Origin of the sequence: Nonomuraea antri (assembly GCF_013283785.1) — a bacterium.
Taxonomy (GTDB): domain Bacteria; phylum Actinomycetota; class Actinomycetes; order Streptosporangiales; family Streptosporangiaceae; genus Nonomuraea; species Nonomuraea antri.
In genome coordinates, this window is the sequence record NZ_JABCPZ010000091.1 from 4,564 (window position 1) to 26,961 (window position 22,398).

Below are 22,398 nucleotides of genomic sequence, written 5' to 3' on the forward strand. Positions count from 1 at the left end.
GTGCTGTCCGAGAACTCGTTCACCTCGCCGACACCGTTCGCCTCGCTGACGCGATACCCGCCCGGCGCGCCGCCGCTGTTCTGCCTCCCCTACGCCGGTGGAGACGTCTCCGCCTTCTGGGCGTGGCGGCAGGCGTTCGACGGGATCTTCGACGTCCGCGTGGCGATGTTGCCCGGCCGTGACGGCCGGGTGGCCGAGCCCGGGGCGCTGGCCCCGGAGCTGATCGCCCGCTCCATCGCGGCCCAGTACCGCACGCCGTACTCGATCTACGGGCACAGCATGGGCGGGCGGGTCGCCTTCGAGGTGGTGCGCGAGCTGCGGCGGCTGGGCGTGCCGGCGCCGGAATGCCTCTACATCGGCGCCGCGCACCCGCCGGAGCGTCAGGAGACGCTGGGCCGCTGGACGGGCCTGAGCGACGAGGACCTGCTCGACGAGGTGATCCACCGGCTCGGCGCGCCCGCCGAGTTACGCACGCAGCCCGAGGTCAAGGCGCTGCTCATCCCCGCGCTGCGGACGGACATGGACTGGCTGCGCGGATACCGGTTCGTCCGGGGCGAGCCGCTGGACGTCCCCATCGTGGCCTTCGCGGGCGCGCACGACGGGGAGGTCGTCCACCCGGTGATGCTCGGCTGGGCCCGCCACACCTCCGCCTCCTTCCGGCTGCACACGCTCGACGCCACGCACCTGTTCCTCGCCACGCACGGCGAGCAGGTGGCCCGGACGATCGCGGCCGGCCCCGAGCGGCAGGTGGCCGCGGACGAGGTGCACGTCTGGCTGGCCGACCTGGCGGACCTGCCCGACCTGTGCGCGGCCGTGGACGAGCTGTCGCCCAGGGAGGCGGCCAGGGCGGCCAGGTTCCGTCAGGAGGAGCATCGGCGCTGGTACGTCGGCAGGTCGGTGCTGCTGCGGCGGCTGCTCAGGGAGTACGGCCTCGACCCGGGCGTCGGGGAGCTGCGGACCAGGCCGGGCGGCAAGCCGTACACCGGGACCGAGCTCACCTACAGCCTCAGCCAGTCGGGCGGGCTCGTGCTGGTCGCGCTGGCGACGGGCCGCGAGGTGGGCGCCGACCTCGAACGCTTCCGCCCGCTGGCCAACGAGCAGGCCTTCGTCGAGGGGGCGCTGGACGAGCGGGAGCGCGACGAGTTCGCCGCGCTGCCGGAGGAGCTGCGCCTGCACCACGCGCTCCGCACCTGGACGGCGAAGGAAGCGGTGCTCAAGGCGACCGGTGACGGGCTGCGGGTCGATCCGACGCTGTTCGGCTTCGCCGGGCAGCGGCCGGGCGTGACCTGGGTGCCGGACACGGCGCCCGAGGTGGCGCGGCTGGCGGAGTGGCGGGTGACGCATCTGCCGCTGGGCCGGGCGATCGCCGCGATCGCCGTCCGCGAGCCGGGCTTCCTGCTGCGTTTCGAGACGGTACGGCGAGGCCGGCTGGTACGGCAGGGCGTGGAGGCCGCAGGATGACGCTACTCGGCAGTCTGATCACGGCCCAGGCCGCGCGGACCCCGGACGCCCCGGCGGTCCGGCAGCGGGAGGACACGCTGACCTACGCCGCGCTGGTCGAGCGGGCCGCCGCGCTGGCGGGCCGGCTCCGCGAGCTCGGCGTCGGCCCGGAGACGCGGGTGGGCCTGTGCCTGCGCCGCACCCCGCTGATGCCAGTGGCGGTGCTGGGCGTCCTGCTGGCCGGGGGCGCGTACGTGCCGCTGGATCCCGGCCATCCGCGCCGGCGGCTGGAGGAGGTGCTGGCGGACGCCGGGATCACCGTGGTCGTGGTGGACGAACGCGGCCGGGAGCTGCTGGACGGCTGCGGGAGCACCCTCGTCGCCGCGTCCGACGCCGGCACACCGCCGGCCGGCAGCCGCGCCGTGCCGGGCAACGCCGCCTACGTGATCTACACCTCCGGCTCCACCGGCAGGCCCAAGGGCGTGGTGGTCAGCCATCGCAGCGCCGTCGCGTTCGCCACCGCCACGGCCGCGCACTTCGGCCTGGACGCGACCTGCCGCTCGATCGCCTTCTCCGCGCTCGGGTTCGACGTCTCGGTGCTGGACATGCTCGCCCCGCTGACCGCCGGCGGCTGCGTGCAGCTGGTGCCGGACGAGGACCGCGTCGACCCGGCCCGGCTGCAGCGTTTCCTGGAGGAGCACGACGTCACCTGGGGGTTCATCCCGCCCGCGTTGCTGCCGCTGGTGGATCCGGCGCGGCTGCCGTACCTGAAGGACGTGGTGACGGCGGGTGAGCCGCCCGGGCCCGAGCAGGTGGCCAGGTGGTCGGCGCACGCCCGCTTCCACAACTGGTACGGCCCGACCGAGACCACCGTCTGCGTGGTCGGCGGCGAGTTCGACGGCGTGTGGGAGCGGCCCCTGCCGATCGGCCGGCCGCTGCGCGACTGCCGGGCGCACATCCTGGACGAGGCGATGAACGAGTGCCCGCCCGGCGTGCCGGGTGAGCTGTTCATCGGCGGTCCGCAGGTCAGCCGGGGCTACCTGGGCCGGCCCGGGCTGACGGCCGAGCGGTTCGTGCCCGACCCGTTCTCCGCCGAGCCCGGCGCGCGGCTGTACCGGACGGGCGATCACGTGGCCTGGGAGGAGGACGGGCGGATCTCGTTCATGGGCCGGCTGGACCGCCAGGTGAAGGTCCAGGGGCAGCGCGTGGAGATCGGCGAGGTGGAGTCGGCGCTGCGCGCGCACCCCGGGGTGTTGCAGGCGGTGGTGGACTTCACCGGCGAGCTGGTGGCGTACGTGACGCCCGAGGACGCTCCGGGACTGGCCGAACTGCGCGCGGATCTGGCGGTGCGGCTGCCGCCGTACATGCTGCCGAGCCGGCTGGTGCGGCTGGGCATCCTCCCGCTGAACGCCTCGGGCAAGGTCGATCTGGCCGCGCTGCGCGCGCGGTCCCGGCCGGAGCGCGGCGGCGGCACCGGGCTGGCCGGGATCTGGGCGCGGGTGCTCGAAGCGCCCGCCCCGGACGACGCCGACGACTTCTTCCAGCGCGGCGGGCACTCGCTGCGGGCCATGCGGCTGGTGTCGGCGGTGCGCGCGGAGCTGGGCCGGGCGATCTCGGTCGAGGACGTGTACACCGCCAGGACCTTCGGCGAGCTGCGGGCCCGGGTGGCCGGCGCGCCGCGGGAGACCGCCGCCGCGCCGGCCACCGGGAGCCCGGCCGCGCTCTCCCCCGCCCAGCGCCGCATGTGGTTCGTCGAGCAGCTGGCGTCGGCGTCCAGCGCGCACAACATCGCGATGGCCGAGCGGATCCGCGGCCCGCTCGACCCCGCCGCGCTGCGCCGCGCGCTCACCGCCGTGGTGACGGCGCACGAGGCGCTGCGCTGGCGGATCGGCGCGCGCGACGGCATCCCCGACGTGACGCTCGCGCCGCCGGCCGAGGTGCCGCTGCCGATCGACGACCGCGCGCCGGAGGAGCTGGACGAGGCGTTGCGCGCGGAGGCGCGGGCGCGGTTCGACCTGGCGACAGGGCCGCTGTTCCGCGCCCGGCTCATCAGGCTCGCCCCGGACGATCACGTGCTCTGCCTGACCGCGCACCACCTGGTGTTCGACGGCTGGTCGCAGGAGGTGCTCTACCGCGACCTGGCCGCGGCCTACCGCGGCGAGCCGGTCGAGCCGCCCGCGCACGGGTTCGCCGACTACGTGCGCTGGCTGCGCGAGCACGACGACGGGCGGGCGCTGACCTGGTGGCGCGAGCACCTGCGCGACGCCCCGCTGGTGCTGGACCTGCCGAGGGACGCGGCCAGGCCACCGGCGCAGACCTTCCACGGCGCCGCCTGCCGGGGCGAGCTGGACTCGGCGCTGGCCGAGCGGGTGGCCGAGCTGGCCGCGCGGCTGGGGACCACGCCGTACGCGGTGCTGCTCGCGGCCTTCGGCAGGCAGCTCTCCCGGCTGGCCGGGCGGGAGGACCTGGTGGTGGGCGCGGCGTACGCGAACCGGCCGCACGTGGCGTTCGAGTCGCTGGTGGGCATGTGCGTGCAGGTGCTGCCGCTGCGGCTGCGTCCGCGTGGCGACTTCGCCGAGCAGGTACGCGCGTGCGCGGCCGAGCTTGGCGCGGCGATCAGGCACCGGGACGTGCCCCTGGGCCGGCTGCTGGAGTCCCTGCGGCTGCCCCGCGACCTGAGCCGCAACCCGATCACCCAGGTCATGTTCAACATGTACAACTTCGCCCAGGCGCGGCTGGAGCCGGCCGGCTGCACGAGCGAGCCGCTGCGGCCGGGGCTGCCAGGGGCGCTGTTCGACCTGACCATGTACGTGAGCGAGCGGCACGACGGCTACGCGCTCGAACTGGTCTACAACCCCGACCTCTACACCGCCGAGCGTATGACGGCGCTGGTCGACGGCTACGTCGAACTGCTGGAGGAGCTGCTGACCGGGCGGCGGGGGCCGGAGCCCGCCGACGCCGAGCTGCCCGGCTGGACCGGGCCCGGGCTGCTGGAGCTGGCCGGCGACGCGCACGAGCGGACGCGGCGGCGCACCGAGACCGCGCTCCGGCAGGCCGGGGTCGGTCCAGGGACGGTGGTGGCGGTCGTCGCCGCGCGGACGCCGGAGCTGCCGGGGATCCTGCTCGGCGTGCTGGCGGCGGGCGCGCGCTGGCTGGTGATCGACTCGGCCTATCCGGCCGCCGTCCAGGAGCGGCAGATCGCGGCCGCGCGGGCCGGGGCGGTGCTCAGGGACGGGGAGATCGAGCTGCGCGAGGGGGCCGCGGAGCTGCCGGGCCGCGGCTACCTGTCGATGACCTCGGGAACCACCGGCGATCCCAAGCCGGTGGTCACCGAGGAGGGGCCGCTGGCGCATTTCCTGTCCTGGTACGTCCGCACGTTCGAGCTCGGGCCGCACGACCGGTTCGCGCTGCTGTCCGGGCTGGCGCACGATCCGGCGCTGCGTGACATGTTCGTCCCGGCCGTGGCGGGGGCCGAGCTGTTCGTGCCCGAGCAGGAGCTGACCCGCGACCCGGCCAAGCTGGTCGCCTGGCTGCGCGAGCACGCGATCACCGTGCTGCACCTGACGCCGCAGCTCGCCGCGATGCTGGCGGGCACCGGGAGCGAGCTGCCCGACGTGCGCCTGGTCGCCGTGGGCGGCGACAGGTTCACCGGCGCCGAGGCCGGGCGGCTGCGCGCGCTGGCGCCGGGGGCGCGGATGATCGCCTGCTACGGCACGACCGAGACGCCGCAGGTGCACGCCTGGCACGAGCTCGTGGCGCCGTACCCGGAGGTCGTGCCGATCGGGCGGCCGGTCGAGGGCGGCGAGATCCTCGTGCTGGCGCCGGACGGCCGCCGGGCCGGGGTGGGCGAGCTCGGCGAGGTGGTCGTCCGCAGCCGCCACCTCGCCACCGGCTACCTGGACCCGGAGCTGACGCGGCGGCGCTTCGCCGGCGACCGCTTCCACACCGGCGACCTCGGCCGGCGCAACCCCGACGGCACGATCACCCCGGTGGGGCGGGCCGACGACCAGGTGAAGGTGCGCGGGTTCCGGGTGGAGCTGGGCGAGGTGGAGGCGGCGCTGGCCGCGTGCCGGGACGTGCGCGCCGCCGCGGCCAGGGTCGAGGACGGCACGCTCATCGCCTACGTGGTGCCGGCCGGGCCGGGCGCCGCCGCCCACCGGATCCTGGACGGGCTGCGCCGCGCACTGCCCGAGCACGCCGTGCCCGCCGAGGTGGTGACGCTGCCCGCGCTGCCGCTGACGCCCAACGGCAAGGTGGACCGGGCCGCGCTGCGCGGCCGGCCGGTCGAGCGGCCGCAGGCGGGCGGCCGGCTCGACGGGCCCACGCAGAAGACGGTCGCCCAGGTGTGGCACGCCGTGCTGGGCGTGCCACGGCTCGGCCCCGACGACAACTTCTTCGAGATCGGCGGCCACTCGCTCGCCATGGCCGCCGTGCAGGCGCGGCTGAAGGCGGCGACCGGCCGGGAGGTCCCGATCGTGGAGCTGTTCAGGCATCCCACGATCCGCACGCTCGCCGCCCATCTCGACGGCGCGGGCGGCAGTCCAGGTCTTGACCGGGCGGCGCGCCGCCTGGCCGTACGACGAGACAGGTTGAGGAACCGCAACGAGAAGGGGACTGCCCCATGACGGACGAGCCCACGGCCGAGCCGATCGCGATCATCGGCTTGTCGTGCCGGGTCCCGGGAGCGGGTGACGCGCAGCAGTTCTGGCGCAACCTCGCCGACGGCGTGGAGTCGCTGACCACGTACACGCTGGAGGAGCAACGAGCGCTGGGCACGGCGGAGAGCCTGCTGGCCGACCCGAACTTCGTGCCCGCCGCCATGGTGCTGGACGACTACGAGAACTTCGACGCGGCGTTCTTCGGCATGTCGATCAGGGAGGCGGAGGTCCGCGACCCGCAGCACCGGATGTTCCTGGAGCTGTCGCACACGGCGCTGGAGGACGCGGGCTACGACCCGTTCCGCTATCCGGGCGAGATCGGGGTGTACGCCGCGACCGGGGCGGACGTCTACCAGTGGCGCAACATCCGCAGCAACGCCCAGGCGCACAAGAACGCCGGCTGGCTGGCGGTCATGGTGGGCAACCACGTCGACTACTGCGCGACGCTCACCTCGTACAAGCTGGACCTGCGCGGTCCCAGCTACACGGTGCACACCGCGTGCTCCAGCGCGCTGGTGGCGCTGCACATCGCGGCCGAGTCGCTGCGCAACGGCGAATGCGACATGGCGCTGGCCGGGGCGGCCATGCTGGACCTGCCGCAGGGCGAGGGCTACGTCTACGACCAGGACGGCATCGTCTCGCCCGACGGCCGCACCCGCTCCTTCGACGCCGGGGCAGGCGGCACGATCTGGGGCAGCGGCGGCGGCGTCATCGTGCTGAAGCGGCTGTCGGAGGCGATCGCCGACCGCGACAACATCCGCGCGGTGGTGCTGGGCAACGCGATCAACAACGACGGCGCAGGGAAGGTGGGCTTCTCCGCGCCGAGCCTGGACGGCCAGGCGGCGGTGATCGCGCAGGCGCTGGGCGTGGGCGGCGTGGATCCCCGCACGGTCACCTACGTCGAGGCGCACGGCACCGGCACGGCGCTCGGCGACCCGATCGAGGTGGCCGCGCTGTCGAGCGTGTTCGCCCAGGACACGGCCGACACCCAGTGGTGCGGCATCGGCTCGGTCAAGAGCAACATCGGCCATCTCGGCCAGTCGGCCGGCATCCCCAGCGTGATCAAGACGGTGCTGGCGCTGGAGAACAAGCTGATCCCGCCGACGCTGCACTACACCCGGCCCAACCCGAAGATCGACTTCCCGGCGAGCCCGTTCTACGTCGTCTCCGCGCCGACCAAGTGGGAGCCCGACGGCTTCCCGCGGCGGGCCGGGGTCAGCTCGTTCGGCATCGGCGGCACGAACGCGCACGCGGTGCTGGAGGAGGCGCCGCCGCGCCCGGCGCTGCCCCGCGAGCGGCCCGCGCACCTGCTGAAGCTGTCGGCCAGGACCGAGTCCGCGCTGGCCGCCGCGCGGGAGCGGCTGGCCGCGTACCTGGCCGCGCATCCCGAGACCGACCTGGCCGACGTGGCGTTCACGCTGCGCGTGGGCCGGCGCGAGCTCAAGCACCGGGCCGCGATCGTCGCCGCCTCGCCGTCCGACGCGGTGGCCGCGCTGGCCGACGCCAAGCGGATCGTGGCCGGCGCCAAGCCGAAGCGGCCGCCGCAGGTGGCCTTCCTCTTCTCCGGCCAGGGCGCCCAGTACGGCGGCATGGCCGCGCAGCTGTACCGGGACGAGCCGGTCTTCCGCGAGGCGGTCGACGAGTGCGCGGCCGTGCTGGACGTGCGCGAGGAGATCTTCGCCACCGGCGAGCAGGCGGACGAGGCGCTGCGGCAGACCTCGCTCACCCAGCCCGCCCTGTTCACCGTCGAGTACGCGCTGGCCAGGCTCTGGCTCTCGCTCGGCGTCGAACCGGCGGCGATGATCGGCCACAGCATCGGCGAGTACGCGGCGGCCACCGTCGCCGGGGTCTTCTCGCTGCCCGACGCGCTGCGGCTGGTCGCCGCGCGCGGCCGGCTGATCCAGGACCTGCCGCCGGGCTCGATGCTGGCCGTGCAGCTCATGCCGGACGAGATCGCGCCGATGCTGCCCGACGACGTCTCGGTGGCCACCGTCAACGGCCCAGGCACGTGCGTGGTGTCCGGGCCGTCGGCGTCGGTCGCGGAGCTGGCCGAGATGCTGGAGGAGGAGGGCATCGGCTGCACGCCGCTGCGTACCTCGCACGCCTTCCACTCGGCGATGATGGAGCCGATGCTCGCCGAGTTCCGCGAGCTGGTCGCGGCCACCCGGCTGTCGGCGCCGAGCCTGCCGTTCCTGTCGAACGTGACCGGCACCTGGATCACCGCCGCCGAGGCCACCGACCCGTCCTACTGGGCCAGGCACGTGCGCGAGCCGGTCCGCTTCGGCGACTGCGTCGCGACGCTGCTGGCCGACGGCGAATGGGTCATGATCGAGTGCGGTCCCGGCCGGCAGCTGTGCGGCCTGGCGGGCACCCAGCTGCCCGCCGGCGCGATCGCCCCGCTGCCTTCGCTGCCCGGGCCGCGCGACCGGGCCGGCGACGTGGCGGTCTTCTCGCAGGCCGTGGGCACGCTCTGGGTGCACGGCATCGACCTGGCGGACTTCGGCGCGCCCGGCTTCCGCGTCTCGCTGCCTGGCTACCCGTGGGAGCGGCAGCGCGCCTGGATCGACCCCGACGCGCAGGGCGCGTTCGTCGGCGGCGTGGCCAGGCCGCGGCAGGACGACGGCCCGCTGCCGCCCGAGCGGTGGTTCGGGGTGCCCGTCTGGAACCAGGCGCCCGCCAGGCCGCCGGTGCCCGCGCCGGTGACGCGCTGCCTGGCCTTCGTGGACGACGACTCCGCCGCCCTGGCCGGGGCGCTGCGCGCGTCGGGGGCCGAGGTCGTCGAGGTGCGGCCGGGTGCCGCGTTCGCCGCCGCCGAGGGCGGATTCACCGTACGGCCGGGCGTGCGTGAGGACTACGACGCGCTGCTCGACGCGGTCGGCGAGCTGCCCGAGCGGGTGGTGCACGCCTGGGCGATCTCCGGGGGCGAGGGCACCGGGGGCGATGACACCGGGGGCGAGGAGGTCTGGGCGGCGCAGGAGCGCGGGTTCTTCGGCGTGCTGGCCCTGGTGCAGGCGCTGTCGGCGGCCCAGCCGGCCGGCGGCGTGCAGCTCGACCTGGTCACCGCGGGCACCATGGACGTGGTCGGCGGCGATCTGACCAGGCCGGAGCACGCCACGCTGGCCGCGTTCGCCCGGGTCGTCCCGCTGGAGACGCCGTGGCTGCGGGTCCGCCACATCGACATGCCGGGCCTGGACGCGGTCCGTGACGTCGCCGCCGAGCTGGGCCGCGCGGCCGAGCCCGGCGAGGCGGGCCTGCTGGCCCCGGTCGCCCTGCGCGGCGGCAAGCGGTGGCTGCTCGGGTACGAGCAGGTGGAGGTGGCCGTCGAACCGGCCGAGCCGCGCGACGGCCAGGTGTACGTGATCATCGGCGGCCTGGGCGGCATCGGCGTCTCGCTGGCCGCGGACCTGGCCGCGCGCGCCCGGGTGAACCTGGTGCTGCTGTCCAGGAGCGGGCTGCCCGAGGGGCCGCCGCGCTCGGCCCGCGAGGCGCGCGCCGCCGAGGCGATCCGCCGGATGGAGGCCGCGGGGGCGCGCGTGCTCACCCTGGCCGCCGACGTGACCGACCCGGCCGACATGCGCCGGGTCAGGGACGAGACGCTGGCCGCCTTCGGCCGGGTCGACGTGCTCGTACACGCGGCCGGACTGCCCGGCGGCGGCATGGCGCAGATCAAGGAGCGGGAGGCGGCCGAGGCCGTGCTCCGCCCCAAGGTGCTCGGCACGCTGGCGCTGCGTGAGGCGTTCGGCGACCTGGAGCTGGAGGCGGTGGTGCTCTGCTCGTCGATCACCGCGGTCGCCGGCGGGTTCGGCCAGATCGACTACTGCGCGGCCAACAACTTCCTCGACGCGCACGCCCGCGCCGGACGGGGCTGGAACGCGGCCCAGGTGGTCAGCGTGAACTGGGGCAGGTGGCTGGAGGTCGGCATGGCGGTGGAGACCGCGGCGCCGGCCGGGTTCGTCGCGTTGCAGCGCGGCGACCGGATCAAGGCGATGGACCACCCGGTGCTAAACGCCAGGCACACGGGCGAGGTGCTCGACTGGTGCAGCGGCACGCTGTCCCCGAGCACGCACTGGGTGCTGGACGAGCACCGCATCGCTGACGTCCCGGTGCTGCCCGGCACCGGTCACCTGGAACTGGCCAGGACGGCCGCCGAGGCGGTGCTGCCCGGCACCGGGTTCATCGAGATGCGTGACGTGGTGTTCGTCGAGCCGCTGTCGGTGGCCGACGGCGCGACGGCCGAGGTGCGGGTGGTCTTCACCCCGGAGGCGGACGGCGCCGAGTTCCAGGTGCAGAGCGTCATCGGCGGAACGCAGCGCACCCATGCCAAGGGCGTGGCGGCCAAGGTCAGCCCGCCGCCGGCCGACCGGGTGGACCTGCGCGCGATCATGGACCGCTGCGTGCCGTCCGAGGACGGTCAGGGCAGCGTCCCGCTGTCCGGGCTGCTCTCGCTGGGCGGGCACTGGAGCAGGACCCTGACCGCGACGCACACCGGCACGCGGGAGGCGCTCGGCCTGTTCGAGTCCAACGACGTGCTGCTGGCCGATCTCGACCGGTGGGGGCTGCACCCGGCCCTGCTCGACGCGGCGACCACGTTCAGCTGGATCCAGGTCGAGGGCCACTACCTGCCGCTCGGCTACGGCCGCATCACCGTGCGCGGGAGCCTGCCCGAGGCGTTCTGGAGCCATCTGCGCGTCACCAGCACCGACACCGACGAGGTGCTGGTCGTCGACGTCACGCTGATCGGTCCTGACGGCACGGTGCTGGTGCAGGTCTTCGACTACGTCCTGCGGCGGATCGACACCGAGGCGGTGATCACCGGCGTGGTCGCCAGCGCCGACTCCCAGCGGTCCGCCCCGGCGGCCAGGGACTCCGCAGGTGACACGGACGGTGACGCGGGCGGGATCAGGCCGGCCGACGGCGCCGTCTCCCTGCGCCGGCTGCTGGCCGCCCCGCTCGGCCCCCAGGTCGTGGTGGCCGCCACCACGGTGGCCGAGCTCGTCGCCGGGGTCGGCTCGCTGACCCAGGACACCGTGGAGAGCGAACTCGACCCGGCGGCGGTCGCCGCCAGGCAGAGCGGCGCGCCCGCCGAGGGTTACGTCGCGCCGCGCAACGACGCCGAGGCCACGATCGCCCGCCTGTGGGGCGAGGTGCTCGGCGGCGACCACATCGGCGTCGACGACGACTTCTTCGAGCTGGGCGGCAACTCGCTCATCGCGGTGCAGCTCATCGCCCTCATCCGCAAGGAGCTGGGGGTGCGGCTGCCGATGCGCAGTCTCTTCGAGGAGCCCACCGTGGCCGGGGTCGCCGCCCTGATCGACGCCGCCCGCCTCTCCCCCACCGCCGGAACCGCGGCCGAGACCGCAGCTGAGACCGTCACCCAGACCATCCCCCGCCAGCCCCGGAGTTCCGCGTGAGCACATCCCCCGACACCAAGGTCGTCCGCAACGACGAGGAGCAGTACTCGATCTGGCCCGCCGACCGGGACAACCCCTCCGGCTGGCACGACGCCGGTTTCTCCGGCACCAAGGACGAATGCCTGGAACACATCGAGCGGGTGTGGACCGACATGCGGCCGAAGAGCCTGCGAGAGGCCATGGACAGTGAGTGATGTCTTCCCCGCCTCCTCCGGTCAGGAGCGGATGTGGTTCCTGTCGCGTTTCGAACCGGACCTGGCCGTCTACAACATCGCGATGTTCCTGCCGCTGGCGGCCAGGCAGCCGGTGGACCCGCGCCGGCTGGAGCGGGCGATCGATCTGGTGGTGCGGCGGCACGAGGCGCTGCGTACCACGTTCGAGTTCCGTGACGGGCAGGTCGTGCAGATCGTCGGCCAGGACGCGCCGCCCACGGAGCTGACCGCGACGGACCTGACCCACCTGCCGCGCGCCGCCGCCGAGGCCGAGCTGGCCCGCCTGGCCGAGGCGGACGCGGTCGCGCCGTTCGACCTGGAGCGGGCGCCGCTGTTCCGGGCCAGGCAGGTCCGGCTGGCCGCCGACGACCTGCGCCTGATCATGGTCTTCGACCACACGATCTTCGACGGCGTCTCGTGCATGATCTTCATGGGCGAGGTGGAGGAGTGCTACGACGCGCTCGGCGAGGACCGCGAGCCGAAGCTGCCCGAGCTGCCGATCCAGTTCGCCGACTTCGCCGTGTGGCAGCGCGGCCGGCTGTCGGGCGAGTTCCTGGAGTCCGAGCTGGGGTACTGGCGCGAGCGGCTGGCCGGGGTGCCCGCCGACCTCGCGCTGCCCGGCGACCGGCCGCGCCCGGCCCGGCGCACCTACCGGGGCGCGCTGCGGCTCGGCGCCTACTCCCCCGAGCTGTCGGCGGGCGTGGAACGGCTGGCCAAGGAGCTCAACACGACGTTGTTCACGGTGATGCTCACCGCGTACGCGGCCGTGTTGTCGCGCTGGTCGGGGATCGACGACATCGTGGTGGGCACGCCGATCGCGGGCCGGCTGCTGCCCGAGACCGAGCCGGTCATCGGCATGTTCGTCAACGCGGTGCCGCTGCGCGTGGACCTGTCGGGCTCGCCGAGCTTCCGCGCGGCCGCCGCCCGGGTGCGGGCGACGGTGGCCGAGGCGCTGGACCACCAGGAGCTGCCGTTCGAGCGGCTGGTGGAGGACCTGCAGCCGGCCAGGGACCTGAGCGTGCCGCCGCTGTACCAGGTGATGTTCAACCTGGCCGGCGGCACCAACGAGGGCCAGATCGGCAACGGCACCGCGAAGGTGGACCTCCAGCTCGACCTCAACCTGCGTGACGGGCGGCTGCACACCCGGCTGGAGTACGCCACCGACCTGTTCGACCCCGAGACGATCGAACGGTTCGAGACGAATCTGCGCACGCTGGTCGAGGCGGCCGTGGCCGACCCGGGCCGGCCGGTCGCCGCGCTCCCGGTGCTCACCGGGCGGGAGCGGGAGCGGGTGCTGGCGCTCGGCACGGGCGGGCCCGAGTCCGCGCCGGCGACGCTGCACGCGTTGATCGAGGCCCAGGCCGCCGCGACCCCCGACGCGGCCGCGGTGGTCTTCGGGGACGTCACGCTCACCTACGCCGAGCTGAACGGCCGCGCCAACCGGCTGGCCAGGCGGCTGCGCCGGCTCGGCGTCGAGCGCGGCGAGCCCGTCGCGGTCTGCGCGGAACGCTCGCCCGAGCTGGTCGCCGCGCTGCTCGCGGTGCTGAAGGCGGGCGGCGCGTACGTGCCGCTGGATCCGGAGTACCCGCGCGACCGGCTGGACTTCATGCTGGCCGACTGCGGCGCGCGGGTCCTGCTCACCCAGCGCCACCTGACCGCGCCCGAGACGATCACCACGGTGCTGCTCGAGGACGACCCGGACCTCGGCTCCGGTGACCTCGAACCGGTCACCGGCCCCGACGACGCCGCGTACCTGATCTACACCTCGGGCTCGACCGGCCGGCCCAAGGCCGTGGTCAACACCCATCGCGGCATCGTCAACCGGCTGGCGTGGATGCAGGAGACGTTCGGGCTGACCTCCGGCGACGTGGTGCTGCAGAAGACGCCGACCAGCTTCGACGTGTCGGTGTGGGAGTTCTTCTGGCCGCTGCTGCACGGCGCCCGCCTCGTCCCGGTACGTCCTGGCGGCCACCGCGACCCCGCGCACCAGCGTGACCTGATCAAGCGGCACGCGGTCACCACGATGCACTTCGTGCCGTCGATGCTCGCCCTCTTCCTGGAGGAGGCGAACATCGAGTCCTGCACGTCGCTGCGGCGCGTGGTGTGCAGCGGCGAGGAGCTGCCGCCCAGGCTGGCGGCCCGGTTCTTCGAGCGGCTGCCCGGCGTGGAGCTGCACAACCTCTACGGCCCGACCGAGGCCGCGGTGGACGTCTCCTGGCACGCCTGCCGGCCGGGCGAGACGGTGATCCCCATCGGCCGGGCGATGCCCGGCTGCCGGTTGCACGTCCTGGACGAGCGGCTGGCCCCGATGCCCGTCGGCGTGCCCGGTCACCTGCACATCGGCGGCGTCCAGGTGGCGCGCGGGTACGCGGGGCGGCCGGGGCTGACGGCCGAGCGGTTCGTGCCCGACCCGTACGGGCCGCCGGGCGCGCGCCTGTACGCCACCGGCGACCTGGCCAGGCTGCGGGCCGACGGCGAGCTGGAGTTCCTGGGCCGCATCGACGACCAGGTGAAGGTGCACGGCTGGCGGGTCGAGCTGGGCGAGATCGAGGCGGCGCTGGCCGAGGACGCCCAGGTGCGCCGGGCCGTGGTGGCCCTGCGTGACGACGCGCCGGGCGGGCGCGGGCTGGTGGCGTACGTGGACTGGGCGGGCGAGGCGGGCCGGCTGTCGCCCGAGCTGCGCGCCCGGCTGGCGCGCAGGCTGCCGCCGGCACTGGTGCCGCAGGCGTTCGTGCAGGTCACCGAGTTCCCGCTGAGCCCGAGCGGCAAGCTCGACCGGGCCGCGCTGCCGCCGCCCACCGGGCCGGGCCGCGTCGACCTGGGCACCGCCTACACCCCGCCGGGCACGCCGCTGGAGGAGGAGCTGTGCGCGCTCTGGGGCGAGCTGCTCGGCCGTGACCGGGTGGGCGTCGAGGACGACTTCTTCGCGCTCGGCGGCCATTCGCTGCTGGCCGTGCTGCTGATCACCCGGTACCGGGAGGCGTACGGGATCGAGATGGACCTGCGGGTCTGCTTCGAGCTGACCACGGTGGCCGAGCACGCCCTGGCGGTACTGGAACTCCAGCTCGGCGACGTCGAGCTGGACGAGCTCCTGGCCGAGGACGCGAACGGATGAGCGACGTACGAGGGCGGCTGGCCAGGCTCAGCCCGGAACAGCGCGCGGCGCTGGAGCACCGGCTGCTGCGGCAGCGGACGGCGCGGCCCGCCGGCATCCCCGCGCGCAGCGATCCCGGCGCGCCGGCGCCGCTGTCCTACGGCCAGGAGCGGCTCTGGTTCCTGCAGCGGCTCGACCCGGCCGACGCCTCCTACAACATGTACATGGTGCAGCGGCTGCGCGGCGCGCTGTCCGTCCCCGATCTGGCCGGGGCGCTGACCACGGTGGCGGCGCGGCACCCGATGTTGCGTGCCCGCTTCCCCGCCGTGGCGGGCAGCCCGGTCCAGGTCGTCGAGCCCGAGCTGCGGCTCGAACCGGTGCTGGTCGATCTCACGGACCTGCCCGCGGCCGAGCGCGAGTCCCGCGCCACGGCGCTCGTGGCCGAGCTGACCAACGCGCCGTTCGACCTGGCCACGGGCCCGCTGGTGCGGGTCCACCTGATCACGCTGTCGGCCACCGACCACGTGTTCTGCCTGGTCCTGCACCACCTGGTGGCCGACGGCTGGTCCCTGAAGATCATCTTTTCCGAGCTGGCCGCCTGCTACGCCGGTAACGCGGCCGGGCTGAGCGCGCCGGCGCTCGACTACCGCGACTACGCGGCCTGGCAGCGCGGCCGGGAGCCGGCGCCCGCGTCCGTGGACTACTGGCGGGCCAGGCTCGACGGCGTGCGGCCGCTCGACCTGCCCACCGACCGGCCCAGGGCGGCGATACGCCGGCCCAGCGGCGACTACACCGCGCGCCGTGTCGGCCCCGAGCTGACCGCCCGGCTGGAGCGGCTGGCCAGGGACGAGCGCGGCACGCTGTTCATGGTCCTGCTGGCCGCCTACCAGCTCCTGCTGGCGGCGCACTGCGGCACGGACGACCTCACGGTCGGCTCGGTCATCGCCGGGCGCGACCGTCCTGAGCTGCAGGACGTGGTCGGTTTCTTCCCCGAGACGCTGGTGCTGCGCGGCGACCTGTCCGGCGACCCGTCCTTCCGCACGCTGCTCGGCCGGACCAGGGCCACCGTCCTGGACGCGTTCGCGCACCGCGACATCCCCTTCGAACGCCTGCTCAACGACCTCGGCATCCGCCGCGACCTGAGCACGACGCCGCTGTTCCAGGCGATGTTCGTGATGCAGGACAAGGAGGCCGCGGCCCTGCCGCTGCCCGGCGTCGAGGCGGAGATGTTCGACCCGGGCGCCACCCAGGCGAAGTTCGACCTGATGCTGGACATCACCCAGTTCGACGGCTCGCTCTGGGCGATGTTGTCCTACGCCGACGATCTGTTCGACGAGGAGACGGCCAAGCGGCTGCTGCGGCGCTGGGAACGGGTGCTGGAGGCGGTCGCCGACGACCCGGAGACGCCGCTGTCCGCGCTGCGGGCGGCGATGCTGCTGCCCGAGGACCGGCAGCCGGGGCCCGGCGCACCGCCGCCGCCCGCGCCCGACGTGCTGGAACTCTTCGCCGAGCGGGTACGCCTGACGCCCGGCGCGACGGCGGTCAGCCACGGCGACCGCCGGGTCACCTACGCCGAGCTGGACGCCATGGCCGCCGCGCTGGCCGGCGGCCTGTCGGAGTCCGGGGTCGGCCGGGACACGGTCGTGGGGCTGCGTGCCGGACGCTCGATCGAGCTGGTCGCCGGGATGCTCGCCGTCGCCCGGGCGGGCGGCGCCTACCTGCCGCTCGACCCGGCCTACCCGCCGGAACGGCTGCGCCGGATGGCCGCCGACGCGGGCGCGGCCCTGGTCCTGGGCGAGGACGAACTACGCGACCTGCGCGGCCCGGCCCGCCCGGCCACGCCGGGTTCGCTGGCGTACGTGATCTACACCTCCGGTTCGACCGGGCGGCCCAAGGGCGTGGAGGTGCCGCGCGAAGCGCTCGCGGCGCGGGTGAGCTGGATGCGTGAGCACTACGGGCTCGGCCCGGGCGACCGGGTGCTGCAGTTCGCCTCGCCGAGCTTCGACACGCACGCCGAGGAGATCTATCCGGCATTGGCCGCAGGGGCGGAGCTGGTGCTGTGCCCGGACGAGCCGCTGCCCGACTTCCTGAAGACCCCGCGGGGCGCCGCGCTCACCGTGATCGACCTGCCCACGTCGTACTGGCGTGAGCTGGTGGCGATGGGCGTCGCGTGGCCGCCCGGGCTGCGGCTGCTCATCCTGGGCGCCGACCCGCTGCCCGGCCCCGCGCTGGCCGGCTGGTACGAGTCCGGGCCGCCGGGCGTGCGGCTGGTCAACAGCTACGGCCCGACCGAGGCCACGATCATCGCCGCCACCGCCGACATGGACCCGGGCGAGGCGCTGCGCCGGCCGTCCGTGGGCGTCGCGCTGCCCGGCACCACGCTGCACGTGCTGGCCCCCGACGGGCTGCCGGTCCCGCCCGGCGTGGCGGGCGAGCTGTACATCGGCGGCACCGGCCTGGCCCGCGGCTACCTGGGCGCGCCGGCGCTCACGGCCGAGCGTTTCGTGCCCGGCCCGGACGGTTCGCGCCGCTACCGCACCGGCGATCGGGCCCGCTTCCGCCTGGACGGCGGCCTGGAGATTCTCGGCCGCCTGGACCGGCAGGTGAAGGTGCGCGGTTACCGGGTGGAGCCGGGCGAGGTGGAGTCGGCGCTGCTCGCCCATCCGTCGGTGCGGCAGGCGAGCGTGGTGGTCCGCGACGAGCGGCTGGTCGCCTACGTGGTCCACGGGGACGTCCCCATGGACGACTCGGCGGACGCGTTGCGCGATCACCTGGCCGCCGAGCTGCCCGCGCACTTGATGCCCGGCGCGATCGTCTCGCTCGACCGCATCCCGCTGACCCCGAGCGGCAAGGTCGACCAGGCCGCGCTGCCCGCCCCCGGCAGGGCGCGGGCCACGGCCTACGAGCCGCCGGCCAGCGACGCGGAGGAGCTGGTCTGCCTGGTCTGGCGCGAGGTGCTCGGGCTGGAGCGGGTGGGCGCGCTGGACGACTTCTTCCAGCTCGGCGGCCACTCGCTGCTGGCCACCAGGACCACGGCCCGCATCGCCGCGGCGACCGAACTGGAGGTGCCGCTCAAGCTGGCCTTCACCCATCCGACGCCGCGCCTGCTCGCCGCGGCGCTCGAACACCTGGCCGAGGAGGCCGACGCGCGTGGATGAGCGGCGTGCCCGCGTGCAGGCCCGTTTCCGCAAGGCGGTGGCGGGCCTGGGCGCCGTGGAGGAGATCCCGCGACGTGCCGGGGGCGGCGATCCGCCGCTGTCGTTCGCGCAGGAGCGGCTGTGGTTCATGGAGCGGTTCGCCCCCGGGACCAGCGCCTACGTGCTGCCGGTTTCGGCCAGGCTGCGTGGCCCGGTCGACCCGGAGCGGTTGCAGCGCTCGCTCGACGCCGTGGTCGCCAGGCACGAGAGCCTGCGCATGACCTTCCCGGCCGGCCCGGACGGGCGGCCGGAGGTGCGGGTGGCGGATCGGGTGCACGTCCCGCTGCGGGTGGTGGACGCGCCGACCGAGGCGGCGGCCAGGCGGGTGCTCAGCGCCGACGCCGCGCTCCCGTTCGATCCGGCGTCCGGTCCGCTGCTGCGCGCCACCCTGGTGCGGCTGGCGGCGGACGACCACGCGCTGCTGATCGCCGTCCATCACATCGTCGCCGACGGCTGGTCGGCCGAGCTCGTCCTGCGCGAGCTCCTGACGCCGCCGGAGCGCGAGCCGCGGCTGGGCTTCGGCGACTACGCGGCCTGGCAGCGGGAGCGGCTGAGCGGCGCGCGCCTGGCCGCCGACCTGGCGTTCTGGCGCGGCGAGCTGGACGGCGTCCGGGTGCTCGACCTGCCGCTCGACCGGCCGCGCCCGCCCCGGCAGGGATTCCAGGGCGGCTGGCATGACCTCGACCTGGACGTGGCGGCGTTCCGCGAGCTGTGCAAAGCCGAGGGCGCGACGCTCTACATGGGGCTGCTCGCCGCCTTCCAGGTGCTGCTGGCCCGCTGGTCCGGCGTGACCGACTTCGCGGTCGGGTCGCCGGTGGCCGGGCGGAGCAGGCCGGAGTTCGAGGACATGGTGGGGCTGTTCGTCAACCTGCTGCCGATGCGGGCGCGGCTGGCGGGCTACCCCGGGTTCGCCGAGCTGCTGCGCCGCACCCGGGACGGCGCGCTGGAGGTCTACGACCACCAGGAGCTGCCCTTCGAGAAGCTGGTCGCCGAGCTGGGCCTGGAACGGGACGTCAGCCGTCCGCCGCTGGTGCAGGCGCTGTTCGCGTTGCAGAGCTACCGCGACGGCGGCGAGGGCTTCGAGCCCGACACCACGACCACCCGCTTCGACCTGGAGCTGTACGCGACCGAGCGGGGCGATCGGCTGGGCGGGCGCTTCGTCTACAACAGCGAGCTGTTCCTGCCGGAGACGATCGAGCGGCTGGCCCGGCGCTTCGCGGCGCTCCTGCGTGCGGTGGTGGCGGCGCCGGACGTGCCGGTGAGCCGCCTGGAGCTGCTGCCGGACGATGAACGGGCGCAACTCGCCCGCTGGAACGCCACCGAACGGGAGCACCCGGGCGGGACGCTGCACGAGCTGATCTTCGCCCAGGCCGAACGGACTCCGGACGCGACCGCCGTCGTCTTCGACGGCGACCGGCTCACCTACCGGGAACTGACGTCACGCGCCCGCCAGGTCGCGGCGGGGCTCGGTGACCGGCTGGATCAGCCGGTCGGGGTGAGCATGGAACGCAGCCTGGACCTGCCCGTGGTGCTCCTTGGGGTGCTCGCGGCCGGGGGCGCGTATCTGCCGCTCGACCCGGCCGACCCCGAGGAACGACGGCGCGGCATGCTCGAAGACGCCGGCGCCGAACTCGTCCTGACCGAGGCGAAACCGGGCGGGGACTTCACGGCACGGCCGGTGCACGAGGACAACCTGGCCTACGTCATCTTCACCTCAGGCTCCACCGGCCGGCCCAAGGGTGTGGGCGTCTCGCACCGGGCGATCGTCAACCGGCTGCGCTGGATGCAGGACACCTTCCGCCTCACCCCGGAAGACCGGGTCCTGCACAAGACGCCGACCACCTTCGACGTGTCGGTGTGGGAACTGTTCTGGCCCCTCATCACCGGCGCCACCCTCGTCATCGCCCGACCGGACGGCCACCGCGACACCGCCTACCTGCGCGACCTGATCAAAACCGAGCAGATCACCACCGTGCACTTCGTGCCCTCCATGCTCCAGGCGTTCCTGGAAGAAGAGCACATCCAGCCGCCAAAGCGGATCATCTGCTCAGGCGAAGCCTTACCACCCGGCATCAACCTGCCCGGACTGCACAACCTCTACGGGCCCACCGAAGCCGCCGTCGATGTTTCCTGGCACCCCTGCCAACTTGGCGAGCCGAACGTGTCCATCGGCAAGCCTGTCGACAACACCACCCTGCACGTCTTGGACCAACACCTCCAACCCGTCCCGATCGGCACCCCAGGCGAGCTCTACATCGGCGGCGTCCAGCTCGCCCGCGGCTACCTGGGCAAACCGGCGCTCACCGCCGAACGCTTCCTCCCCTTTTCCAATGGCCAGCGCCTCTACAAAACCGGCGACCTCGCCCGCTGGCTGCCCACCGGCGAACTCGAATACCTCGGCCGCACCGACCACCAAGTCAAGATCCGCGGCATGCGCGTCGAACTCGGCGAGATCGAAACCGTCCTGCGCCGGCAGCCCGGCGTCACGGCCGGGGCGGTCCGGCTCGTGGCCGGTCGGCTGGTCGGATACGTGGTCGGCGACGTGCCCGTGCTGTCCGACGTGCTGCCGGACTTCATGATCCCGACGGCGTGGGTGCGGCTGGACCGCCTGCCGGTCACGTCCAGCGGCAAGCTCGACCGCGCCGCGCTGCCCGCCCCGGAACGTCCGGCCGACCTGCCGTGGGAGCCGCCGCGCGGCGCGGCGGAACGCGCGGTCGCGCAGGTCTGGCAGGAGGTGCTCGAACTCGACCGGGTCGGCAGGAACGACACGTTCTTCGCCGTGGGCGGCGACTCGATCAGCAGTCTCAAGGTCGTCGCCCGGCTGCGCGCGACGGGCTACGACGTGGAGTTGCAGCACCTGTTCACCCATCAGGCGGTCGCCGAACTGGCCACCGTCCTGCGGCCGCGGCAGGCCGTGGCCGAACCTGCGGCGGGAGCCTTCGACCTGCTCAGCCCGGCGGACCGAGAGAGGCTCACGCGATGATCATCGACGCCTACCCGCTCAGCGCCCTGCAGGCGGGGATGCTGTACCACAGCGAGCTGGACGGCGTGACCTTCCACGACCACACCACGCTCTCGCTGCGCGGCACGTTCGACGAGGCGGCGCTGGTCAGGGCGCTGGACGAGCTGTCGGCCCGGCACGAGGTGCTGCGGACCTCCTTCGACCTGACCGGGTTCAGCGAGCCGGTCCAGCTCGTGCACGACCGGGCGGAGATCCCGCTGACCGTGTCCGACGGCGAGCCCGAGTACGGGCCGTTCGACTGGACGCGGGCGCCGCTGCTCCGCGTGCACGTGCGGCCGGAGGCGGACAGGTTCGCGCTGACCGTCTACTTCCACCACGCGATCCTCGACGGGTGGAGCGTCGCCCGGCTGGTCAGCGAGCTGCTGGCCCGCTACGCGGCGCCGGGGCTGCCGCTGGAGCCGCCGGGGGCGCGTTTCCGCGACCTGGTGGCGGCGGAGAAGGCGATACTCGGCCGTCCTGAGGCGGCGGAGTTCTGGCGGGAGGCGATCGCCGAGGCGCCCGAAGGCCGGCTGCCCCGCAGGCCCGGCTATCCGACCGGCGGGCCGCGCCGGGTCGAGGTGCTGGCCACCGCGCTGCCCGGCGACCTGGCGCGGGCGTTGGCCGAGGAGGCGGCCGCGGCCCGGGTGCCGCTGCGCTCGGTGCTGCTCGCGGCGCACGCGCAGGTCATGGCGCTGCTGACCGGCGAGCAGGACGTGCTCACCGGCATGCTCACGCACAGCCGCCCGGAGAGCGAGGCGGGCGACGAGGTGCTCGGCCTGTTTCTCAACACCGTGCCGCTGCGCGTCCGGGCCGACGCTCCGGACCTGGTCCAGCGGGTGTTCGAGGCGGAGGTGGCGGCGCTGCCGTACCGGCACTATCCGCTGTTCGAGATCCAGCGGCTCAGCGGTCGCGCGCGACTGCTGGACACGCACGTGGACTTCCGCGACTTCCAGGTACGCGGGGACGCCGCCACGCCCATCGAGGGCCAGGACTTCTTCGAGCAGACGGACTTCGCCTTCAGCGCGGCCTTCGTCCGGACGCCGGGACAGGGCCTGACGCTGACCATCTCCTACGACGTCACGCAGTTCCCCGCGGACCAGATCGCCGGAATCAGGGATCACTACCTCCGCGCGTTGTCCGGAGATGTCAGCATCTCGCCGCAAGACACGGCCCTGCTCGCCCGCTGGAACGCCACCGAACGCGAGCACCCGGGCGGGACGCTGCACGAGCTGATCTTCGCCCAGGCCGAACGGACCCCGGACGCGACCGCCGTCGTCTTCGACGGCGACCGGCTCACCTACCGGGAACTGGCCGCCCGCGCCCGCCAGGTCGCGGCGGGGCTCGGTGACCGGCTGGATCAGCCGGTCGGGGTGAGCATGGAACGC

Annotated in this window: 8 protein-coding genes (1 of these 8 only partly in view); all 8 read left to right on the top strand. The window is 74.4% G+C overall.

All coding sequences use genetic code 11. The features are described 5' to 3' along the window. Tightly spaced (each overlapping or abutting the next), the 8 genes in view from HII36_RS27325 to HII36_RS27360 form a layout consistent with a single transcriptional unit that may run on beyond the window. Positions 1–1,461, top strand: coding sequence for a thioesterase domain-containing protein (locus HII36_RS27325; RefSeq protein ID WP_173526120.1), 1,461 nt, complete (start codon positions 1–3; stop codon positions 1,459–1,461). Next, positions 1,458–6,065 carry a non-ribosomal peptide synthetase gene (locus HII36_RS27330; RefSeq protein ID WP_173526121.1) on the top strand — a complete coding sequence of 1,536 codons (4,608 nt, stop codon included), beginning with the start codon at positions 1,458–1,460 and terminating at the stop codon, positions 6,063–6,065. The genes HII36_RS27325 and HII36_RS27330 overlap by 4 nt, the downstream gene beginning before the upstream one ends. Further along, the gene (locus HII36_RS27335; protein WP_173526122.1) at positions 6,062–11,509 is read left to right on the top strand and encodes a type I polyketide synthase; all 5,448 of its coding nucleotides are present in this window, start codon (positions 6,062–6,064) and stop codon (positions 11,507–11,509) included. Before HII36_RS27330 ends, HII36_RS27335 begins: the two co-directional genes overlap by 4 nt. Then, complete coding sequence (locus HII36_RS27340; RefSeq protein ID WP_173526123.1) at positions 11,506–11,703, top strand: MbtH family protein; 198 nt, start codon at positions 11,506–11,508, stop codon at positions 11,701–11,703. Before HII36_RS27335 ends, HII36_RS27340 begins: the two co-directional genes overlap by 4 nt. Then, a complete protein-coding gene (locus tag HII36_RS27345; RefSeq protein ID WP_173526124.1) occupies positions 11,696–14,836 on the top strand; it encodes a non-ribosomal peptide synthetase in 3,141 nt (1,046 codons plus the stop codon). The genes HII36_RS27340 and HII36_RS27345 overlap by 8 nt, the downstream gene beginning before the upstream one ends. After that, the gene (locus HII36_RS27350) at positions 14,833–17,973 is read left to right on the top strand and encodes a non-ribosomal peptide synthetase (RefSeq protein ID WP_173526125.1); all 3,141 of its coding nucleotides are present in this window, start codon (positions 14,833–14,835) and stop codon (positions 17,971–17,973) included. The genes HII36_RS27345 and HII36_RS27350 overlap by 4 nt, the downstream gene beginning before the upstream one ends. Then, the gene (locus tag HII36_RS27355) at positions 17,966–20,995 is read left to right on the top strand and encodes a non-ribosomal peptide synthetase (protein ID WP_173526126.1); all 3,030 of its coding nucleotides are present in this window, start codon (positions 17,966–17,968) and stop codon (positions 20,993–20,995) included. The genes HII36_RS27350 and HII36_RS27355 overlap by 8 nt, the downstream gene beginning before the upstream one ends. Further along, positions 20,992–22,398, top strand: partial view of a non-ribosomal peptide synthetase gene (locus HII36_RS27360; protein WP_173526127.1) — the start only. The gene runs 2,220 nt beyond the window's last position; 1,407 of the gene's 3,627 nt are visible here — the first part of the coding sequence; it begins with the start codon at positions 20,992–20,994; the stop codon falls past the right edge of the window. Before HII36_RS27355 ends, HII36_RS27360 begins: the two co-directional genes overlap by 4 nt.